The following is a 17851-nucleotide window of genomic DNA, read 5'->3' as shown; positions in this document are numbered from 1 at the left end:
TAAGATTGAATTCCCTGGGGTCGGATTCTATTGCACCAGATATCGGGGGCCTCGCCTCACGAAGCCCCCTCATCCGGCCGCTTCGCGGCCACCTTCTCCCCGCTGGGGAGAAGAGACGAGCACGGGCCCGCCTACCTCCTCTACCCGCCGGGGAGAGGTCGGATTGTCCCGAATTGCTCTTCGCAATTCGGTTGGCAATCCGGGTGAGGGGGCCTGCTCCGTCTCAGTAAGATTGCTCAGGAACGACCGTCGCCATGGGTGACACGCCAGATGGTGCCGTTGCCGTCCTCGGTCACGATCAGCGCGCCATCGTTCGCCACTGCTACGCCGGCCGGACGCCCCCAGACCTCGCCATTGGAGACGACGAAGCCGGTGATGAAATCCTCATATTCGCCGGTTGGCTTGCCGTCCTTGAATAGCAATCGCACCACCTTGTAGCCGGTCCGGTTGCCGCGATTCCATGAACCGTGCAGCGCGACGAAAGCATCGCCCTTGTATTCGGCCGGAAAGCCCTTCCCTTCGTAGAAGGCGATGTTGAGCGGAGCCGAATGCGCCTGCATCAGCACATCGGGAACGGTCGTTTTGCCGGCAAGATCGGGGCGCTCACCCTTGTGGCGCGGATCCTCATTGTCGCCGATATAGTACCAGGGCCAGCCATAGAAGGCGCCCTCCTTGACCACGGTCGCGTATTCGGGCGGCACATCGTCGCCAAGCGCATCGCGTTCGTTGACGACGCACCACAGCGCGCCGGTCGCCGGCTGCACGGTCATGCCCGAGCAGTTGCGCAGGCCGGTGGCAAGGAGGCGGCCGTTCTGGCCATCGGGATCGAAGGCCAGGACGCCGGCGCGGCCGTCCTCGGATCCCCATGTGGCGCCGAGCGGCTGCGACTTCGCCCAGGCATCGAGGCCGCCCTTCGGTTCCTTGCCCATGCGCTCGGCGACATTCGATCCCGAGCCGACCGACAGATAAAGCGTCTTGCCATCAGGCGAGAAGGCGATGTCGCGGGTCCAGTGATGATTGGCCGGGATGTTGCCGACGATGGTTTCCGGATCGCCGGAGGCCTTCAGGTCGCCATTGCGGTAGGCAAAGCGCACGATGCTGTCGCTATTGGCGACATAGACCCATTGCGGGTCAGCGCCCGGCGGATAGAAGGCAATGCCATAGGGCCGTTTGAGACTGCCGGCAAAGATGCCGTCCTGCACAGGGCTCGCACCGCCTTCGGCGAGGCGATAGATGCGGACCTGGTTGGCTTTGCTGTCGGCGACGAACAGGTCGCCGTTCGGCGCGACGCGCACGACGCGTGGATTGTCGATGCCGGATGCAACCAGCTCGGCCGAGAATCCCGGCGGCAGTTGCAGCTTCGCGTCTGCCGGCATGTCCGCAACGCCGGCGCTGTTAGAGGTCGATCTGTTGGCATAGGGCTTAGGCAGATCATCCGGTTCGATCAGGCGGCGTGTGCCCGGCTTGTCGGCTCGCCAGTCACCGAAGGCGTCCGCGCCTTTCAGCACCGGCTCGTCCGCCTGCTGGGCGAATGAAGCGGTCGAGAGAAACAGTGCGGCGGAAAGTGCGGGGCCGGCAAAACGCATCATTCGGTCCTCCAATGTTTGGGCGTGAAAACAGGAACGACCGGTTTCGTCGATCGTTCCACGGCACATGATGAGGTGGAGGAAGCTTCCGGTTCCCCGGTTCAGGTCCCGGCGGCGTAAAAATCGTCGTCGAGGCGTTTTTCCAACTCGACGAGATCGGCCGGCAGCGGCAGGCCCATGGCGCGCATTTCCTGCAGTTTTTCGCGCAACTGCTCCTGGATCTCGTGCTGGTCTTCCGGCTGGTTGACCATCTCCTCCAGCAGGAGGCTGATCCGGGCCTTGAATTCTTCGAGCGCCATCATCGTCTCCTCGGTTGGATCAGCTCAGCGCAGCATGCGTGAAATCAGCTGCGCCGTATAGTCGACCATTGGGACGATGCGCGCGTAGTTCAGCCGGGTCGGGCCGATGACGCCGAGCGCGCCGACGACGCGGGCATCCTTGTCGCGATAAGGCGCCACCACCAGCGACGAGCCCGACAGCGAAAACAGCTTGTTTTCCGAGCCGATGAAGATGCGCACGCCCGAGCCCTGCTCGGCGAGGTCAAGCAGCTGGATAAGCCCGTCCTGCGTCTCCATGTCCTCGAACAGATGCCGCAGCAGTTCGATGTCGGCCTGGGCGGTGACGTTTTCGAGCAGATTGGCGCGCCCGCGCACGATGAGCCGTGCCGGCAGGCCGCTGTCGGCGCCGGCCCATACCGCCAGCCCCTTCTCGACCAGATCCTGCGACAGCGTGTCGAGCGCGGCCCTGGTTTCTTCCTTGATGCGGGCGATCTCGATCCGCGCCTCGGCCAGCGTGCGGCCGCGAATATGGGCGTTGAGGAAATTCGAGGCCTCGTGCAGTTGCGAGACGGTGATGCCGGCGGGCAGCTCGACGACGCGGTTCTCGACGTCGCCATTCTGCGACACCAGCACTGCCAGCGCCTTGGTCGGTTCGAGCTGGATGAATTCGATGTGCTTCAGCGCCACTTCGTTCTTGGCGGCCAGCACCAGGCCGGCGCCGCGCGACATGCCCGACAGCATCTGGCTGGCCTCGGTCAGCATGTGTTCCAGCGTCGCGCCCGAGCCGGACGCCCGAACCTGTGCCTCGATGGCACGGCGCTCCTCGTCGGAAAGGTCGCCAAGCTCCATGAAGGCATCGACGAAGAAACGCAGGCCGGCCTGGGTCGGCAGCCGGCCGGCCGAAATGTGCGGTGCGTAGATAAGGCCGAGATGCTCGAGATCGCTCATCACGTTGCGGATGGTCGCCGGCGACAGCGAAGACGGCAGGATGCGCGACAGGCTGCGCGAGCCCACGGGTTCGCCGTCCTTGAGATAGGAATCGACGATGCGCCGAAAGATGTCGCGCGAACGCATGTCGAGCGACTGGAGCGCGGGCGACTGCGAAGCGGGATCGACTGCCTTGGTCATACGGCCAAAAACCTCCGGCCCAAGGATATAGACTTACACTGCACCCGCGCAACCCGGTGTCTGTGTGAGATCACCCGGTGTCTTTATGAGGTCACCCGGTGTCTGAGTCAGATCGTCAGGCCATTTTCCTTTGCGCCATGGGGCCCATGCGGTTACAAGCCGGCCAAGATTCCGAAAAATGACAAGAAAGCAGCCTGAATGCGCCCTTCCAAACGCCAATTCGACGAAATGCGTGCCATCTCCTTCGAGCGCGGCGTCTCCAAGCACGCCGAAGGCTCATGCCTGGTGAAGTTCGGCGACACGCATGTCCTGTGCACGGCCAGCCTCGAGGAAAAAGTGCCGGGCTGGATGCGCAACTCCGGCAAGGGCTGGGTGACGGCGGAATACGGCATGCTGCCGCGCTCGACCGGCGAGCGCATGCGCCGTGAGGCTTCGGCCGGCAAGCAGGGCGGCCGCACGCTGGAAATCCAGCGGCTGATCGGCCGCTCCTTGCGCGCCGTGGTCGACTTGCAGGCGCTGGGCGAGCAGCAGATCACCGTCGATTGCGACGTCATCCAGGCCGATGGCGGCACCCGCACCGCCTCGATCACCGGCGGTTGGGTGGCGCTGTATGATTGCCTGCGCTGGATGGAAGCGCGCCAGATGGCCAGCGTCGCCAAGGTGCTGAAGGACCATGTCGCGGCGATCTCCTGCGGCATCCATGACGGCCAGCCGGTCATCGACCTCGACTATATCGAGGATTCTTCGGCCGGCACCGACGCCAATTTCGTCATGACCGGCAAGGGCGGCATCGTCGAGATCCAGGGCACCGCCGAGGGCGAGCCTTTTTCGGAAGAGCAGTTCGCGGACCTGATGGGCCTGGCCAAGAAAGGCATCCAGCGGTTGGTGAGTTTGCAGCAGATGGCAGTGGCTTGACGGTTTTCTGGTGACACCCTCCGCCATCCTGGAATCTGCCCTCTACGTCACCGATCTGGCGGCGGCGGAAGAATTCTATGTCGGCGTCCTCGGCCTCAATCTCCTCGGCAAGGTCGACGGCCGTCATCTCTTTTTCCGCTGCGGACCGGGCGTGCTGCTCGTCTTCAACGCCGAGGCGACCAAAATCCCGCCGGCGCCTGACGCAAGGCTGCCGGTGCCGCCGCATGGCACGGTCGGCGAGGGCCATCTGTGCTTTGCTGCGACCGCCGATGAAATCGCCGGCTGGAAAGCGCATCTCGAGGCAAAGAAGATCGCCATCGAGAGCGAATTCGAGTGGCCGCAGGGCGGTCGTTCGATCTATATACGCGACCCCTCGGGCAATTCGATCGAATTCGCCGAGCCACGAATCTGGGGCCTTTGATGCATTCTCTCGACGGAAAGAAGATCGTCGTCGCCAGCCATAATGACGGCAAGCTGCGCGAATTCGCCGACCTGATGGGGCCGTTCGGCTTCGAAGCGAAGTCGGCCAAGGAGTATGGCCTGCCGGAGCCGGATGAGACCGGCACCACCTTCGAGGAGAACGCCTACATCAAGGCGCTCGCCGCGGCCAAGGCGACCGGCCTGCCGGCGCTGTCGGATGATTCCGGCCTGTGCGTCGACGCGCTTGATGGCGCGCCCGGCGTCTACACCGCCAACTGGGCCGAAACCCCGGACGGCAGCAGAGATTTCGGCATGGCCATGCAACGCACCGAAGTGGCGCTGCAGGAAGTCGGAGCGGCCTTGCCGCAACAGCGCAAGGGACGTTTCGTCGCCGTCATCTGCCTGGCGTTTCCCGACGGCGAGGCGGAATATTATCGCGGCGAGGCCGAAGGCACGCTGGTCTGGCCACCGCGCGGCGAGCTCGGCTTCGGCTACGATCCTGTGTTCCTGCCCGATGGCTTCGAAAAAACCTTCGGCGAAATGAGCGCTGAGGAAAAGCATGGCTGGAAGCCCGGCCAGGCCACGGCGCTGTCGCACCGCGCGCGTGCCTTCCAGAAATTCGCCAAGGCGAGATTGGGCTCGGCATGAGCATGCTGCTCGACCGGGCGCCCGGCTTCGGCGTCTATGTCCACTGGCCGTTCTGCGCGGCCAAATGCCCCTATTGCGACTTCAACAGCCATGTCCGCCACCAGCCGGTCGACCAGGAGCGCTTTGCCGCCGCCTTCGAGGCCGAACTGGCGACGATGCGCGAGCGCACTGGGCCGCGTGAGGTGACCAGCGTTTTTCTCGGCGGCGGCACGCCCTCGCTGATGAAGCCGGAAACCGTGGCCAGGGTTCTGGACGCCGTGGCGAAGAACTGGACTGTGCCTGACGGCATCGAGGTGACGCTGGAGGCCAATCCGTCCTCGGTCGAGGCCGAACGCTTTCGCGGCTATCGGGCGGCCGGTGTCAATCGGGTGTCGCTCGGCGTTCAGGCGTTGAACGACAAGGATTTGCGCTTCCTCGGCCGGCTGCACAATGTCGAAGAGGCCCTGCACGCCATCGGCCTGGCGCGGGAAATATTCCCAAGGCTGTCCTTCGACCTGATCTACGCCCGCCCCGGCCAGACGCCGGAGGCTTGGGCATCGGAGCTGGAACAGGCGATCGGCCATGCCGCCGACCATCTGTCGCTCTACCAGCTGACCATCGAGGAAGGCACGCCCTTCCACGCCCTGCACGCGGCAAAGAAATTCATCATTCCCGACAATGACCACGCCGCCGACCTCTATGCGCTGACGCAGGAGATCACCACGGCGCACGGCCTGCCGGCCTACGAGATTTCCAACCACGCCAGGCCGGGCGCCGAGAGCCGGCACAACCTCACCTATTGGCGCTATGGCGAATATGTCGGCGTCGGACCCGGCGCGCATGGCCGCTTCGTCGAAAACGGCCGCCGCACGGTGACGATCGCCGAGCGGATGCCGGAAACCTGGGCCAATCTGGTCGAGGCCAAGGGCCATGGCGTCACCGGCGGCGAAATCCTGACACGCTCGGAAGAGGCCGACGAATTCCTGCTGATGGGCCTGCGGCTGGCCGAGGGCATCGACCTCTCCCGCTACGAAGCGTTCTCCGGACGTGGCCTGTCGAGCGCACGGCTATCGATGCTGCAGGGCGAGGGTCTGGTGGCGCCGATCGGCAATGCGCGCCTGCGCGCCACGGCCGCCGGCATGATCGTGCTCGACGCCGTGGTCGCCGATCTGGCGCGGTAGGCAGGTAGCTTTGCCTGCGCCAAGCTCCTCCCGCCTCGTCATCCACGGGCGGAGCGACGCGAAGCGGCGCGCAGACCCGAGGATCCATGCCGCGACGGCTGCTGCGGGGCGTCACGGTCCAGAATGGGCATGCCTGCTCTGCCACTTGTCCGTTCAAACAATAGATTTCGTTGCCGGCGCATCTTCTCCACGCCAGCTTTCCAAATTCTGCACCGTAGCGAAATTCAGAAGTCACGGAATGGATCCTCGGGTCTTCGCGACGTCGCTTCGCTCCTGCTCCGCCCGTGGATGACGAAGGTGGGGAAGCCTCGTCCAATCTCCGAAGCTTAGGATTACACTTCTGAAGGCGCGCGTTTCGAGATATCTCGGTTGAGACGCCATCCGCGAAGGCCACCGGCATGAACCTGACCGTATCCTCCTGGCAATTCTGGGCCCTGCTCTCGGCTGCGTTCGCTGCCCTGACGGCGATCTTCGCCAAGGTTGGCATCGAGAACATCAATTCCGATTTCGCCACCTTCATCCGCACATTTATCATCCTGATCGTGCTCGGTGCGATTCTGCTCGCCAGCGGCCAGTTCCAGTCGCCGGCCACGATCTCGGGAAAGACATGGGCTTTCCTCGGCCTGTCCGGCCTGGCGACCGGCGCCTCATGGCTCTGCTACTTCCGGGCGCTCAAGATCGGCAATGCGGCGCAGGTGGCGCCGATCGACAAGCTAAGCGTCGTGCTTGTGGCGGTGTTTGGCGCGGCCTTTCTCGGCGAGCGGTTGTCCGGAGCGAACTGGCTTGGCGTCGCCCTTATCGCGGCGGGCGCGGTGCTGGTCGCCTATCGAGGATAGTTGCGCGCCGTTGCGGGCGTTCTTTGTTTCAAGACGGGTGATGAAGATATCGAAGCGATTGGGCATCGTCCGGTCAGTGCTCCGTCGTGCTGTCGGGTTTGTTGTCGGAAAGCCTGACATTCGTCGGCAAGGCGTTCGCGACGCGCTCTTTGGTCAGGCTGTGCTCGGTATTGGCAGGCGGGCGCTTGTCCCTGGGTGCGGCAACGCGTTTGCGGCCGGCATAATAGGGCTCGAAAGCGTCCTGTATCTTCAGGCTATCCATCCTGTCCTCCTCCGGAATCAGGGGGCTAATCTGCCAACGCCGGTTTGGTTCCCCACTGTGGCAAAGGAAAGGCGAATTCCTTACATCGGCGTCAGCTTTTGCAAGCCCGCGTCAGCCGTGCCAAACAGGGCTGAATGGAGAAGTCATCGGTGACCGCAGAGACGAGCAAGCGCAGCTATGTGGTCGGGCAGACCGAGATCGCGGCCCGGCCGCTGGAGCCGGCGCTCTATCTGGTGGCGACACCGATCGGCAATCTCGCCGACATCACGCTGCGCGCGCTGGAGACGCTGGCCGCCGCCGACATCGTCGCTTGCGAAGACACGCGGGTGTCGCGCGTGCTGCTAGACCGTTATGGCATCCGCCGCCGCACCACGGCCTATCATGAGCATAATGCCGGAGAGGCCGGGCCGAAGCTGATCGCGGCGCTCCAGGCCGGACAGAGCGTGGCGCTGATCTCCGATGCCGGCACGCCGCTGGTGTCCGATCCCGGCTACCGGCTGGTCGGCGAGGCGCTCGACCACGGCATTCGCGTCGTGCCTATCCCCGGCCCGTCAGCGCCGCTGGCGGCGCTGACGGCATCCGGCCTGCCCTCCGATGCCTTCCTGTTCGCCGGCTTCCTGCCGGTCAAATCAGGGCAGCGGCTGACACGGCTGGAAGCACTGAAGGCCGTGCCGGCGACGCTGATCTTCTTCGAATCGCCGCGCCGGCTGGCTGACTCGCTTGTCGCCATGGTCGAAGCGCTCGGCGGCGAGCGCAAGGCCGCTATCGGCAGGGAATTGACCAAGACCTTCGAGGAGATGCGCACCGGCACGCTGCAGGCGCTGGCCGACCACTATGCTGCGGCCGATACGCCGAAGGGCGAGATCGTCGTCTGCGTTGGTCCGGCCGAGGCCAGGGCGGACGAGCCCGCCGACATCGACCGTCTGCTTCTGTCGCTTGCCGCCGAGATGCCGGCCTCCAAGGCGGCAGCGGAAGCCGCGAAGATGACCGGCGGCCAGAAACAGGCGCTCTATCGGCGATTGCTGGAGCTCAAGGATGCTTCTGGAGAAAGCGGCGGTGGCTGAGCGCCCGAGCGCCAGCCGCCAAAAAGCCTATCGGCGCGGCCATCGCGGCGAATGGCTGGCGTCGGTAGCGCTGATGCTGAAAGGCTATCGCATTCTCGCCCGCCGCCATCGCACGCGCTTCGGCGAGATCGACCTGATCGCACGGCGCGGCGATCTGGTGCTGTTCGTCGAGGTCAAGGCGCGCCGCACGCTGATGGAAGCCATGGAGGCGATCGGCCACGAATCGGAACGTCGAATAGAAGGCGCGGCCGACATCTGGCTGTCGCGCCAAGCGGACTACGGCAGACTGTCGATGCGCTTCGACATGGTCGCGGTGCTGCCCTGGCGCTGGCCGGTGCATGTCGAGAATGCATTTTACGGGAGGAGTTAGAGGGGGCAGCCCTCCTTCATTCGTCATCCACGGGCGGAGCAGGAGCGAAGCTCCGTCGCGGAGACCCGAGGATCCATGCCGCGACCTCTAAGAGCCTCTACGGTGCAGGAATTGGGAGACTTTTCGCCGGATTTGGCGAGCTTGGCGATGGCTATTCTCGATCGCCGAACCCTCCGATCCACGTCACGGCATGGATCCTCGGGTCTGCGCTGCGTCGCTACGCTCCTTGCTCCGCCCGTGGATGACGAAGCGTGAGGGCCGCTACGCGGATCACTCCTCACCCCCAGATCATCAACGCCACCAAGCCGACACCGCCCACCACCAGCCGCCACCAGCCGAACAGCGAGTAGCCGTTGCGCGAGACGTAATCGAGCAGGAAGCGCACGACGATGAGCGCCGTGACGAAGGCGGCGACGAAGCCGACGGCGATGATCGGCAGGTCGGCACTGCTCAGCACGTTGCGGTTCTTGAACAGGTCGAAGGCGAAGGCGCCGACCATGGTCGGGATCGCGAGGAAGAACGAAAATTCCGCCGCCGCCCGCTTGTCGACGCCCAAAAGCAGGGCGCCGACGATGGTCGAGCCCGAACGCGATGTGCCGGGAATGAGCGACAGGCACTGGAAAAGCCCGATCTGCAGGTAAAGCCGGGTCGGGAAGCGCTCGACATCGCGGTAGACCGGCTTGAGGTTCATGCGGTCCACCGCCAGCAGCACGACGCCGCCGATGATCAGCATGATGCAGATCAGCCTCGGCGATTCGAACAGCACCGTCTTTATGAAATCATGCGCCAGCGCGCCGATGATCGCCGCCGGCAGGAAGGCGATCAGGATGCCGATGGCGAAATGCCGCGTCAGCCGGTCATGCGGCAGGTCGAGCAGCATTTGCCACAGCCGGCGGAAATAGACGCTGAGGATCGCCAGGATGGCGCCGAGCTGGATCAGGATCTCGAAGGCCTTGCCGGTCGAATGGAAGCCGAGGAAATGACCTGCAAGCAGAATATGGCCGGTCGACGACACCGGGATGAACTCGGTCAACCCCTCCAGCAGGCCAAGCAGCAGGGCTTCGACGATGGTCTGGCTTTCCATGGCTACCTCGGCATTGGCGTGACGGCTGACAGAAGGGCTTGCTTGTCATGGCGTTGAAGTCCCCCTATAGGTCGCAACACCCTGACGGCCCGCTAACCGGGCGGCCAAGACTTACCGGTGCGCCCTGCGATTCGCCAGTGCGCTTTATCATCGCGGAACCATGCTGACGCTTTTCCACCATCCCATGTTCGCCACCTGTCGCTTCGTCCGCCTCGCATTCGGCGAGTATGGCGAGGAGCTGGCTTTGATCGAGGAAAAGCCGTGGACCCGGCGCAAGGAGTTCCTGGCGCTGAACCCGGCCGGAACGCTGCCGATCCTGCTGGCCGAAGGCGACGTGCCGATCGTCGGGGCGACGGTCATCGCCGAGTATCTCGATGAAACGCGCGGTGTGCTGAAGCGCGACAAGCGGTTGTTCGCCGAAGACCCGATGCAGCGCGCCGAAATCCGCCGGCTGATCGACTGGTACCTCAACAAGGCTGAAAGCGAAGTCACCCGCCATCTGGTGCGCGAGCGCGTGCTGAAGCCGGTCATGCCGGAAACGGCTGGCGGCGGCTCGCCCGATTCGGGCGCGATCCGTGCCGCGCGCGCCAACATCCGCCAGCACATGAAATACACCAACTGGCTGGCTGGCACCCGCCATTGGCTGGCTGGCTCGAGGGTCACCTATGCTGATCTCGCGGCCGCGGCGACGCTGTCGGTGCTCGACTATCTCGGCGAGATCGACTGGCGCGAGCACAGCGCTGCACGCGAATGGTACACGCGGGTCAAGTCGCGGCCCTCCTTCCGGCCGCTTTTGACCGACCGGGTGCGCGGCCTGTCACCGGTGTCGCATTATGCGGACCTCGACTTCTGACGCCGCAAAACTGCGCGCGCTGATCGACGCGGAGGCGCAGCGCGCCGGCTTCGATGCCGTTGCCGTCACCTCCCCCGATGCGATCCCGCTGGCGCCGGCGCGCCTGGCCGAATTCGTCGCCGATGGCTTTCATGGGTCGATGGACTGGATCGCCGAGACGCTGCAACGCCGCAGTGAACCAACAGCCCTCTGGCCGCAGGTGCGCTCGATCATCGTGCTGGCGATGAACTATGGCCCCGACCATGATCCGCGCGGGCTGCTGGCCAAGCGCGACTCCGGCGCGATCTCGGTCTATGCGCAAAACCGCGACTATCACGACGTGATGAAGGGGCGGCTGAAGGAGATCGCCGGCAAGATTGTGGCGCGCGCCGGTGGTGATGTGAAGGTGTTCGTCGACACCGCACCTGTCATGGAAAAGCCGCTGGCCGAGGCCGCCGGGCTCGGCTGGCAAGGCAAGCACACCAACCTGGTCAGCCGCGAGCACGGCTCCTGGCTGTTCCTCGGCACCATTTTCACCACCGCCGAACTCGTGCCCGACCGCGCCGAGATCGACCATTGCGGCTCCTGCCGTGCCTGCCTCGACGCGTGCCCGACCGATGCCTTTCCGGCGCCCTACCGGCTCGATGCGCGGCGCTGCATCTCCTATCTCACCATCGAGAACAAAGGGCCGATTCCGCACGAATTCCGCGAAAAGATCGGCAACCGCATCTATGGCTGCGACGATTGTCTTGCCGCCTGCCCGTGGAACAAATTCGCCCGGGCAGCTTCCGAAGCAAAACTCGTCGCGCGCGATGATTTGCGCGAGCCGCCGCTCGCCGACCTTTTGGGTCTCGATGACGCGGCCTTCCGCGCTTTCTTCTCCGGTTCGCCGATAAAACGCATCGGCCGCGACCGGTTCATCCGCAACGTGCTGATCGCCGCCGGCAATTCCGGCGATGCCTCTCTTGCCGACACTGTGCGCGCCTTGCTGGACGATGCCTCGCCGCTGGTCCGGGGCGCGGCAATATGGGCGCTGGCGCGGCTGGTGCCCGATGCCGAATATTCAGAACGGGCAGCCATCGGCCTGAAAACCGAAAGCGACGAAGCCGTGCGCGACGAATGGCGTCTGGTGCGGCCAACCAGGGCGAATGCATGAGCGAAAAGCAGATATTCATCTTCGGCGCCGGCTATTCCGGCAGGGCTTTTGCTCGGGCTAACAAAGGCGCCGCGACGATCTTCGGCACGACACGCTCGCCGAAAAAACTCGAGACGCTACGGCAGGCCGGTATCGCGCCGCTTCTGTTCGACGGCGCGATGACCGGCGAAATCGGCGATGCATTGGGAAAAACAACGCATCTGCTGATTTCGATTGCCCCGGAAGAGGCCGGCGATCCCGTTCTGAATGCCGCACGAGAGGCAATCGCTCAAATGCCGGCGCTCGAATGGATCAGCTATCTCTCCACCGTCGGCGTCTACGGCAATTATGATGGCGCCTGGGTCGATGAAACGGCGGAATGCCGGCCGGTGTCGAAGCGCTCGGTGATGCGGGTGGCCGCCGAACGAGACTGGCTGGAGCTGGGCCGCGAGATCGGCCGACCGGGGGCGATCCTGCGCCTGTCCGGCATTTACGGCCCCGGCCGCAACGCGCTGGTCAATCTGGAAAACGGCACTGCAAGGCGGCTGGTCAAGCCGGACCAGGTGTTCAACCGCATCCATTGCGACGACATTGCCGGCGCCCTGTGGCAGCTCATCGAAGGCAATACAGGCGGCATCTTCAACGTCACCGACGACCTGCCGGCGCCGCCGCAGGATGTCGTCGCCTATGCCGCTTCGCTAATGGGTATCGAACCGCCGCCCGAAATTCCCTTCGACGCCGCCCAACTTTCGCCCATGGCGCGGTCCTTCTATGGCGAGAACAAGCGTGTCGCCAATGCGGCGATCAAGGCGGCGGGTTATTCCCTGCGGTTTCCAGACTACCGCGCCGCCTTCGATCATATGTGGGCAAGCGGCGATTGGCGTGACGGCGAAGCGCGCAGCCCGATGAAGCGCTGACGATCGAAGCCGCGGGTGCGGCGTGCTATGATTCGGCCTTGGGATTGCGGTGGAGAACCGGGTTCATGAAGACAGCGATGAGGCTATCTCTAGGCAAAACGCCCCTGTTGGCCGCTGCGCTCGGCCTGCTTGCCGTGCTTGGGTCAGCCGTTCAGCCGGCGAGCGCCGAGGAGCGGGCAAAAGACCTGTTCGGCGCCAAGAGACTGCCGGCCGCGACCGCGGCGCAGTCGATCGGCTTCTATTCCAAGGGCTGTTTTGCCGGCGGCGTCGCCATTCCCTTGGACGGTCCGACCTGGCAGGTGATGCGGCCGTCGCGCAACCGCCGCTGGGGCCATCCGGCGATGATCGCGGTAGTCGAGAAATTGTCGCGCGACGCAGCGGCCGATGGTTGGCCAGGCCTGCTGATCGGCGACATTTCGCAGCCGCGCGGCGGCCCGATGCTGACAGGACATGCCTCGCACCAGATCGGGCTCGACGCCGACATCTGGCTGACGCCGATGCCCCGCCGCCCGCTGTCGATGGCGCAGCGCGAATCGATGAGCGCCACCTTGATGGTCGATGAGAAGACCCATCTGGTGAAGGACGCGCTGTGGACGCCAGCGCACACAAAGCTTCTGAAGCGGGCGGCGAGCTACGGCCAGGTCAAGCGCATCCTGGTCAATCCGGGCATCAAGAAAAAGCTCTGCGACACCGTCAAGGGCGACCGCTTCTGGCTGCGCAAGGTCAGGCCGTTCTGGGGCCACGACTATCATTTCCACATGCGCATCGGTTGCCAGCCGGGCTCGCCCGGCTGCAAGGCGCAGGAAGCGACGCCGGACGATGACGGTTGCGGCAAGCCGCTGGCCTGGTGGTTCACGCAGGAGCCCTGGCGCCCCAACAAGAACCCCGATGCGCCCAAGGCGCGCGACCTGATGACGATGGCGAACCTGCCGGGCGAGTGCCGCGCCGTGCTCGACGCGCCGGGGCCGTCGTCGGCCGATGCGGCGACCTACCATGGCGGCGGCGTGCCGGTCGCGGCCGCCGCGCCCGAACCCGAAGCGCCTTCGTTGCCCGCCACTCCGGCCGCCGCCGGCTTGCCAAGCACGATGAACGCTTTCACGGCGACGCCCGAGATCGGCGTGCCGCTGCCGCGACCGCGGCCGCCTGGAAACTGACGATCACGGCTTATAGCTTATAGGCAGACTCAATCGGTTCAGCGCCTCATTTTGCGAAACCGTGGCGGTTTGGCCGCAGAGCCGGCCTCAGCGCGCCGCCCGGGTCGAAAACCGTTTCCCTTTTCAAACCCATGCGCTAGTCAACGGAAGAACGGCCAGATGCCGTCGGGGGCGCCGGAGACGGACGAGAGCATGCCACGCACAGGCGACGACGACACTTTGCTGCGGTTTCCGATCCTGATCGGCGACATCGGCGGCACCAATGCGCGCTTTTCGATCGTGCTCGACGCCAATTCCGAGGCAGGCGAGCCGACCATCGTCCAGACGGCGAACTACAACACCATCGACGAGGCGATCCAGGCGGCCGTGCTCGACCGCTCGTCGGTGCGTCCCAAATCGGCGGTGCTGGCGGTGGCTGGCCCGGTCGACGGCGACGAGATCGAGCTGACCAACTGCCCCTGGATCGTCAAGCCGAGGAAAATGTTCGCCAGCCTCGGCCTGAGCGACATCGTCGTGCTCAACGATTTCGAGGCGCAGGCGCTGGCCGTCGTTGCGCTCGGCGAGGAGCACATGGAAAAGATCGGCGGCGGCACGCCGGAGCCCAATGCCGGGCGCGTCGTGCTCGGCCCCGGAACCGGGCTCGGCGTCGCCGGGCTGGTCCATGCGCTGCACCATTGGATACCGGTGCCCGGCGAGGGCGGCCATATGGACATCGGCCCGCGCACACCGCGCGATTTCGAGGTTTTTCCGCATATCGAGAAGCTCGAAGGCCGCGTTTCGGGCGAGCAGATCCTGTGCGGACGCGGTCTGGTCAATGTCTACAGGGCGGTGGCCAAGGCGGACGGCAAGCCGTCGCCCTTCACCACGCCGGCCGAGATCACTGCCGCGGCACTTGCGAAAACCGATCCGGTTGCAGTGGAAGCGCTGGAGATTTTCGTCACCTGCCTTGGGCGCACCGCAGGCGACCTTGCTCTGGTGTTCATGAGCCGCGGCGGCGTGTTCCTCACCGGTGGCATCGCGCAGAAGATCGTGCCGGCGCTGAAAGCCGGCAATTTCCGCGCCGCTTTCGAGGACAAGGCGCCGCACAGCGCGATGATGCGCACCATGCCGGTCTACGTCATCACCCACCCGCTGGCCGCACTTCTGGGCCTTGCCGCCTATGCCAGGAACCCCTTGCTGTTCGGTGTCCAGACGGAGGGCCGGCGCTGGCAGGCCTGAAAGCCAGCGAAGCGCTCGCGCCCCGCGACGAAGTTAATCAGGTGCGGGCATAGGCAATCAGGCCGCAGGGCGTTAAGAGGGGTGCCGAATTTGCAGCCCCGGTCCCACGAGGCGGAAAACCACAAAGCGCTCCCGATTTGACACTTGAAGCTCCAAACAAACAAAAAGCCCGGCCCGGCGAGGTCACAGCGGTGCTCCGCCGCATCCTCGCTGAAAACGGCAAAGAGTATCGCTGGACCTATGTCGTCGCCGTCTCTTGCCTGCTGATCGTTTCCGGCACCACCGCCTTCACGGCGTGGATCATGGCCCCGATGATCAACCAGATCTTCTACGAACGACGCGGCGATATGCTCTGGTTGATCTGCGCCGGTTTCATGGGGGCCTCCCTGCTGCGCGGCTTCGCCGGTTACGGCCAAGCAGTCGCGTTGGCCAGTATCGGCAACAATCTGGTCGCGCGCTACCAGAAGCGTAGCTTCGACCATCTGATGAAGCTCGGCGTCAACTTCTTCAACGATACGCGTTCCGGTCGGCTGGCGGCACAGGTCAGCGAGAATGTCGGCGGCGTTCGCGATCTGCTGTCGCTGACACTGACCTCCATCAGCCGCGACGCGGTCACGCTGGTCGCTCTCGTCGGCGTGATGATCTATCAGGATCCGGTGTTGTCGCTCAGCTCGCTGCTGATCGGCCCTCCACTGATCTGGGCCGTCGTCTATATCACCCGCCGACTGCGGCGTATCAACCGGGAATCCGTCCTGATCAATTCGCGGCTGAACGGGTCCGTGCAGGAAGCCACGCAAGGCATCGCCATCGTCAAGGCCTTCACCTTGGAGGCCGAGCTGGCGCGCCGCATCGGCATCATGGCGGACACGGCCGAGCAGCGTAACAACAAGATCGCCCGCGTATCGGAGCGGCTGTCGCCGATTTCCGAGATTCTGGGCGGTCTCGCCATCACCTCCGTACTTGCCTATTCCGGCTACCGGGCGTTGTATCTTGGGCAGCCGCCGGGCGCGGTTTTCTCCTTCATCACCGCGCTGATCATGGCTTACGATCCGGCAAGACGCCTGGCGCGCACACAGGTGGGCATGGAACGTGCCCTGGTTAACGCGCGCATGATCTACGAGTTGCTCGACCTGGAGCCGAAACAGGGCGACGCACCCGATGCCGTCGAGGCGAGGATCACCACCGGCGAGGTGCGTTTCGACAATGTGACGTTCGGCTACAGCGCCGACATGCCGGTGCTTAGGGACCTGAGCTTTACCGCCGCCGCCGGCAAGGTGACGGCGATCGTCGGTGCGTCGGGCGCCGGCAAATCGACGCTGGTGGCCCTCTTGCAGCGCTTCTACGACGTCGACCGGGGCAGCATCGAGGTCGATGGCCAGGACATCTCGAAGGTAACCAAGCATTCGCTGCGGCAGTCGATCGCCTATGTGGCGCAGGCGCCCTATCTGTTCGAGGGCACGATCCGCGACAACATCCGCTACGGCCGTCTGTCGGCCACGGACGCCGAGATCGAGCAGGCAGCGAAACAGGCGGCAGCCGACGAGTTCATCCGCCAGCAGCCGCAAGGTTACGACACGCCGGTCGGCGAAGGCGGCTCGACCCTTTCCGGCGGCCAGCGCCAGCGCGTCTCGATCGCCCGCGCCGTCGTGCGCCAGGCACCGATCCTGCTGCTCGACGAGGCGACATCGGCGCTCGACAACGAAGCGGAGGCGCGCGTCCAGGAAGCGCTGACCCAAGTCATGCAAGGCCGCACGACCATCGTCATAGCGCATCGGCTGTCGACGGTGGTCAATGCCGACCACATCATCGTGCTGGAAGAGGGACGGTTGGTCGAGGAAGGCACCCATGCGACGCTTATGGCCGACCCGGACAGCATCTATTCCCGCTTCCACCGCATCCAGGGCAAGAAGGGACTGGGGCTTGTCGAGGACCGCGAGCCGATCCAAACTCCGGTCCGGGCCACGCGTGCGAAGAAGACTGCTGTGAGGAGCACATGAGCGAAGCAGGCGATATGGGCCTTGTGGTGGTGGGCGCTGCCGGCCGCATGGGCCAGACGCTGATCCGTGCCATCCACACCATCCCCGGCGCGCGGGTCATCGGCGCGGTCGAGCGGGCGGGTTCGCCCTATCTGGGCAAGGACGCAGGCGAACTGGCGGGCATCGGCATCATCAATGTGCCGATCGGCGACGACCCGTTGCCGGTCTTCGCCAAGGCAGACGGCGTGCTCGATTTCACCACCCCGGCCTCATCAGTCGAATTCGCTGGCTACGCCGCGCAAGCGCGCATCGTTCACGTCGTCGGCACGACCGGGTGCACGGCCGACGACAATGCGAAAATCGCGGCGGCGGCGCGCCATGCGACCATCGTCAAGTCGGGCAATATGAGCCTCGGCGTCAATCTTCTGGCGGTGCTGGTCGAACAGGCGGCGCGCGCGCTCGATGCCGACGATTTCGACATCGAGATCCTCGAAATGCACCATAAGCACAAGGTCGACGCGCCGTCGGGCACAGCACTTCTGCTCGGCGAAGCTGCCGCCGCCGGGCGCGGTATCCCCCTTTCCGGCAACGACGTGCGGGTCCGCGACGGCCACACCGGCGTGCGCAAGACCGGCTCGATCGGCTTTGCCACGCTGCGCGGCGGCTCGGTGGTCGGTGACCACAGCGTGCTGCTGGCTGGCACCGGCGAGCGCATCACGCTTGCCCACCATGCAGAGGACCGCGCCATCTTCGCCCGCGGCGCCGTCAAGGCCGCCTTGTGGGCGCGCGGCAAGAAGCCAGGATTGTATTCGATGCGGGACGTGCTCGGCTTGAGCTGAGGCGGACCATCCACACCTTGTAGGAGCAA

Annotated in this window: 19 protein-coding genes; 14 read left to right on the top strand and 5 right to left on the bottom strand. The window is 64.8% G+C overall.

What is annotated here, in order from left to right; genetic code table 11:
* Positions 1 to 236 precede the first annotated feature (236 nt).
* From NP945_RS29790 to hrcA, 3 genes are all read right to left on the bottom strand, one after another.
* Complete coding sequence (locus tag NP945_RS29790) at positions 237 to 1589, bottom strand: sorbosone dehydrogenase family protein (protein WP_256748313.1); 1353 nt, start codon at positions 1587 to 1589, stop codon at positions 237 to 239.
* Positions 1590 to 1687: 98 nt separating this feature from the next.
* Positions 1688 to 1885 carry a hypothetical protein gene (locus NP945_RS29785; RefSeq protein ID WP_023814156.1) on the bottom strand — a complete coding sequence of 66 codons (198 nt, stop codon included), beginning with the start codon at positions 1883 to 1885 and terminating at the stop codon, positions 1688 to 1690.
* Between the two features lie 24 nt (positions 1886 to 1909).
* On the bottom strand, positions 1910 to 2992 hold the full coding sequence (hrcA, locus tag NP945_RS29780; protein WP_127808463.1) for a heat-inducible transcriptional repressor HrcA: 1083 nt from the start codon (positions 2990 to 2992) through the stop codon (positions 1910 to 1912).
* 198 nt (positions 2993 to 3190) lie between these two features.
* Between hrcA and rph the strand changes: the two genes are divergently transcribed.
* From rph to NP945_RS29755, 5 genes are all read left to right on the top strand, one after another.
* Positions 3191 to 3907, top strand: coding sequence for a ribonuclease PH (rph, locus tag NP945_RS29775; protein ID WP_056585385.1), 717 nt, complete (start codon positions 3191 to 3193; stop codon positions 3905 to 3907).
* A gap of 10 nt (positions 3908 to 3917) precedes the next feature.
* A complete protein-coding gene (locus NP945_RS29770; protein WP_256748312.1) occupies positions 3918 to 4328 on the top strand; it encodes a VOC family protein in 411 nt (136 codons plus the stop codon).
* Positions 4328 to 4975 (top strand): RdgB/HAM1 family non-canonical purine NTP pyrophosphatase, encoded by a 648-nt coding sequence (rdgB, locus tag NP945_RS29765; protein WP_256748311.1) that lies wholly within the window; start codon positions 4328 to 4330, stop codon positions 4973 to 4975. Before NP945_RS29770 ends, rdgB begins: the two co-directional genes overlap by 1 nt.
* On the top strand, positions 4972 to 6135 hold the full coding sequence (hemW, locus tag NP945_RS29760) for a radical SAM family heme chaperone HemW (protein WP_256748310.1): 1164 nt from the start codon (positions 4972 to 4974) through the stop codon (positions 6133 to 6135). Before rdgB ends, hemW begins: the two co-directional genes overlap by 4 nt.
* A 398-nt stretch (positions 6136 to 6533) precedes the next feature.
* Positions 6534 to 6971: an EamA family transporter gene (locus NP945_RS29755; protein ID WP_256748309.1), complete on the top strand. Its 438-nt coding sequence runs from the start codon at positions 6534 to 6536 to the stop codon at positions 6969 to 6971.
* A gap of 73 nt (positions 6972 to 7044) precedes the next feature.
* Here the strand turns inward: NP945_RS29755 and NP945_RS29750 are convergent, their stop codons facing one another.
* A complete protein-coding gene (locus NP945_RS29750; protein ID WP_256748308.1) occupies positions 7045 to 7233 on the bottom strand; it encodes a hypothetical protein in 189 nt (62 codons plus the stop codon).
* 134 nt (positions 7234 to 7367) lie between these two features.
* On the opposite strand from NP945_RS29750, the gene rsmI reads away from it, so the two are divergent.
* Entirely contained in the window at positions 7368 to 8297 is a 930-nt protein-coding gene (rsmI, locus tag NP945_RS29745) for a 16S rRNA (cytidine(1402)-2'-O)-methyltransferase (RefSeq protein WP_256748307.1), read from the top strand.
* Positions 8290 to 8667 (top strand): YraN family protein, encoded by a 378-nt coding sequence (locus tag NP945_RS29740; RefSeq protein WP_027040263.1) that lies wholly within the window; start codon positions 8290 to 8292, stop codon positions 8665 to 8667. The genes rsmI and NP945_RS29740 overlap by 8 nt, the downstream gene beginning before the upstream one ends.
* A 277-nt stretch (positions 8668 to 8944) precedes the next feature.
* On the opposite strand, the gene NP945_RS29735 is transcribed toward NP945_RS29740, so the two are convergent.
* The gene (locus NP945_RS29735) at positions 8945 to 9751 is read right to left on the bottom strand and encodes an undecaprenyl-diphosphate phosphatase (RefSeq protein WP_256748306.1); all 807 of its coding nucleotides are present in this window, start codon (positions 9749 to 9751) and stop codon (positions 8945 to 8947) included.
* A gap of 160 nt (positions 9752 to 9911) precedes the next feature.
* Between NP945_RS29735 and NP945_RS29730 the strand changes: the two genes are divergently transcribed.
* The 7 genes from NP945_RS29730 to dapB all read left to right on the top strand — a co-directional run bounded on the left by NP945_RS29730 (position 9912) and on the right by dapB (position 17822).
* Entirely contained in the window at positions 9912 to 10604 is a 693-nt protein-coding gene (locus NP945_RS29730) for a glutathione S-transferase family protein (RefSeq protein ID WP_027040261.1), read from the top strand.
* On the top strand, positions 10585 to 11739 hold the full coding sequence (queG, locus tag NP945_RS29725) for a tRNA epoxyqueuosine(34) reductase QueG (RefSeq protein ID WP_256748305.1): 1155 nt from the start codon (positions 10585 to 10587) through the stop codon (positions 11737 to 11739). Before NP945_RS29730 ends, queG begins: the two co-directional genes overlap by 20 nt.
* Positions 11736 to 12635 carry an SDR family oxidoreductase gene (locus NP945_RS29720; protein ID WP_256748304.1) on the top strand — a complete coding sequence of 300 codons (900 nt, stop codon included), beginning with the start codon at positions 11736 to 11738 and terminating at the stop codon, positions 12633 to 12635. The genes queG and NP945_RS29720 overlap by 4 nt, the downstream gene beginning before the upstream one ends.
* 65 nt (positions 12636 to 12700) lie before the next feature.
* Positions 12701 to 13789: a penicillin-insensitive murein endopeptidase gene (gene mepA, locus NP945_RS29715; protein ID WP_256748303.1), complete on the top strand. Its 1089-nt coding sequence runs from the start codon at positions 12701 to 12703 to the stop codon at positions 13787 to 13789.
* Positions 13790 to 13981: 192 nt separating this feature from the next.
* The gene (locus tag NP945_RS29710) at positions 13982 to 15007 is read left to right on the top strand and encodes a glucokinase (RefSeq protein ID WP_127268267.1); all 1026 of its coding nucleotides are present in this window, start codon (positions 13982 to 13984) and stop codon (positions 15005 to 15007) included.
* A 137-nt stretch (positions 15008 to 15144) separates the two neighbouring features.
* A complete protein-coding gene (locus NP945_RS29705; protein ID WP_256748302.1) occupies positions 15145 to 17004 on the top strand; it encodes an ABC transporter ATP-binding protein in 1860 nt (619 codons plus the stop codon).
* Entirely contained in the window at positions 17001 to 17822 is an 822-nt protein-coding gene (gene dapB, locus NP945_RS29700) for a 4-hydroxy-tetrahydrodipicolinate reductase (protein ID WP_256748301.1), read from the top strand. The genes NP945_RS29705 and dapB overlap by 4 nt, the downstream gene beginning before the upstream one ends.
* Positions 17823 to 17851 lie beyond the last annotated feature (29 nt).

The sequence above is a fragment of the Mesorhizobium sp. LMG17149 genome, from assembly GCF_024518695.1.
GTDB lineage: Bacteria > Pseudomonadota > Alphaproteobacteria > Rhizobiales > Rhizobiaceae > Mesorhizobium.
The sequence above is the reverse complement of the archived record's forward strand: the minus strand, read 5'-3'. Positions and strand labels throughout refer to the sequence as shown.

What these genes read in the sequence shown, in the direction of transcription:
- NP945_RS29790 (WP_256748313.1), bottom strand. Translation starts at nt 1,589, where the DNA reads ATGATGCGTTTTGCCGGCCCCGCACTTTCCGCCGCACTGTTTCTCTCG.
- hrcA (WP_127808463.1), bottom strand. Translation starts at nt 2,992, where the DNA reads ATGACCAAGGCAGTCGATCCCGCTTCGCAGTCGCCCGCGCTCCAGTCG.
- hemW (WP_256748310.1), top strand. Translation starts at nt 4,972, where the DNA reads ATGAGCATGCTGCTCGACCGGGCGCCCGGCTTCGGCGTCTATGTCCAC.
- NP945_RS29755 (WP_256748309.1), top strand. Translation starts at nt 6,534, where the DNA reads ATGAACCTGACCGTATCCTCCTGGCAATTCTGGGCCCTGCTCTCGGCT.
- rdgB (WP_256748311.1), top strand. Translation starts at nt 4,328, where the DNA reads ATGCATTCTCTCGACGGAAAGAAGATCGTCGTCGCCAGCCATAATGAC.
- queG (WP_256748305.1), top strand. Translation starts at nt 10,585, where the DNA reads ATGCGGACCTCGACTTCTGACGCCGCAAAACTGCGCGCGCTGATCGAC.
- dapB (WP_256748301.1), top strand. Translation starts at nt 17,001, where the DNA reads ATGAGCGAAGCAGGCGATATGGGCCTTGTGGTGGTGGGCGCTGCCGGC.
- NP945_RS29785 (WP_023814156.1), bottom strand. Translation starts at nt 1,885, where the DNA reads ATGGCGCTCGAAGAATTCAAGGCCCGGATCAGCCTCCTGCTGGAGGAG.
- NP945_RS29730 (WP_027040261.1), top strand. Translation starts at nt 9,912, where the DNA reads ATGCTGACGCTTTTCCACCATCCCATGTTCGCCACCTGTCGCTTCGTC.
- NP945_RS29750 (WP_256748308.1), bottom strand. Translation starts at nt 7,233, where the DNA reads ATGGATAGCCTGAAGATACAGGACGCTTTCGAGCCCTATTATGCCGGC.
- rph (WP_056585385.1), top strand. Translation starts at nt 3,191, where the DNA reads ATGCGCCCTTCCAAACGCCAATTCGACGAAATGCGTGCCATCTCCTTC.
- NP945_RS29710 (WP_127268267.1), top strand. Translation starts at nt 13,982, where the DNA reads ATGCCACGCACAGGCGACGACGACACTTTGCTGCGGTTTCCGATCCTG.
- mepA (WP_256748303.1), top strand. Translation starts at nt 12,701, where the DNA reads ATGAAGACAGCGATGAGGCTATCTCTAGGCAAAACGCCCCTGTTGGCC.
- rsmI (WP_256748307.1), top strand. Translation starts at nt 7,368, where the DNA reads ATGGAGAAGTCATCGGTGACCGCAGAGACGAGCAAGCGCAGCTATGTG.
- NP945_RS29720 (WP_256748304.1), top strand. Translation starts at nt 11,736, where the DNA reads ATGAGCGAAAAGCAGATATTCATCTTCGGCGCCGGCTATTCCGGCAGG.
- NP945_RS29735 (WP_256748306.1), bottom strand. Translation starts at nt 9,751, where the DNA reads ATGGAAAGCCAGACCATCGTCGAAGCCCTGCTGCTTGGCCTGCTGGAG.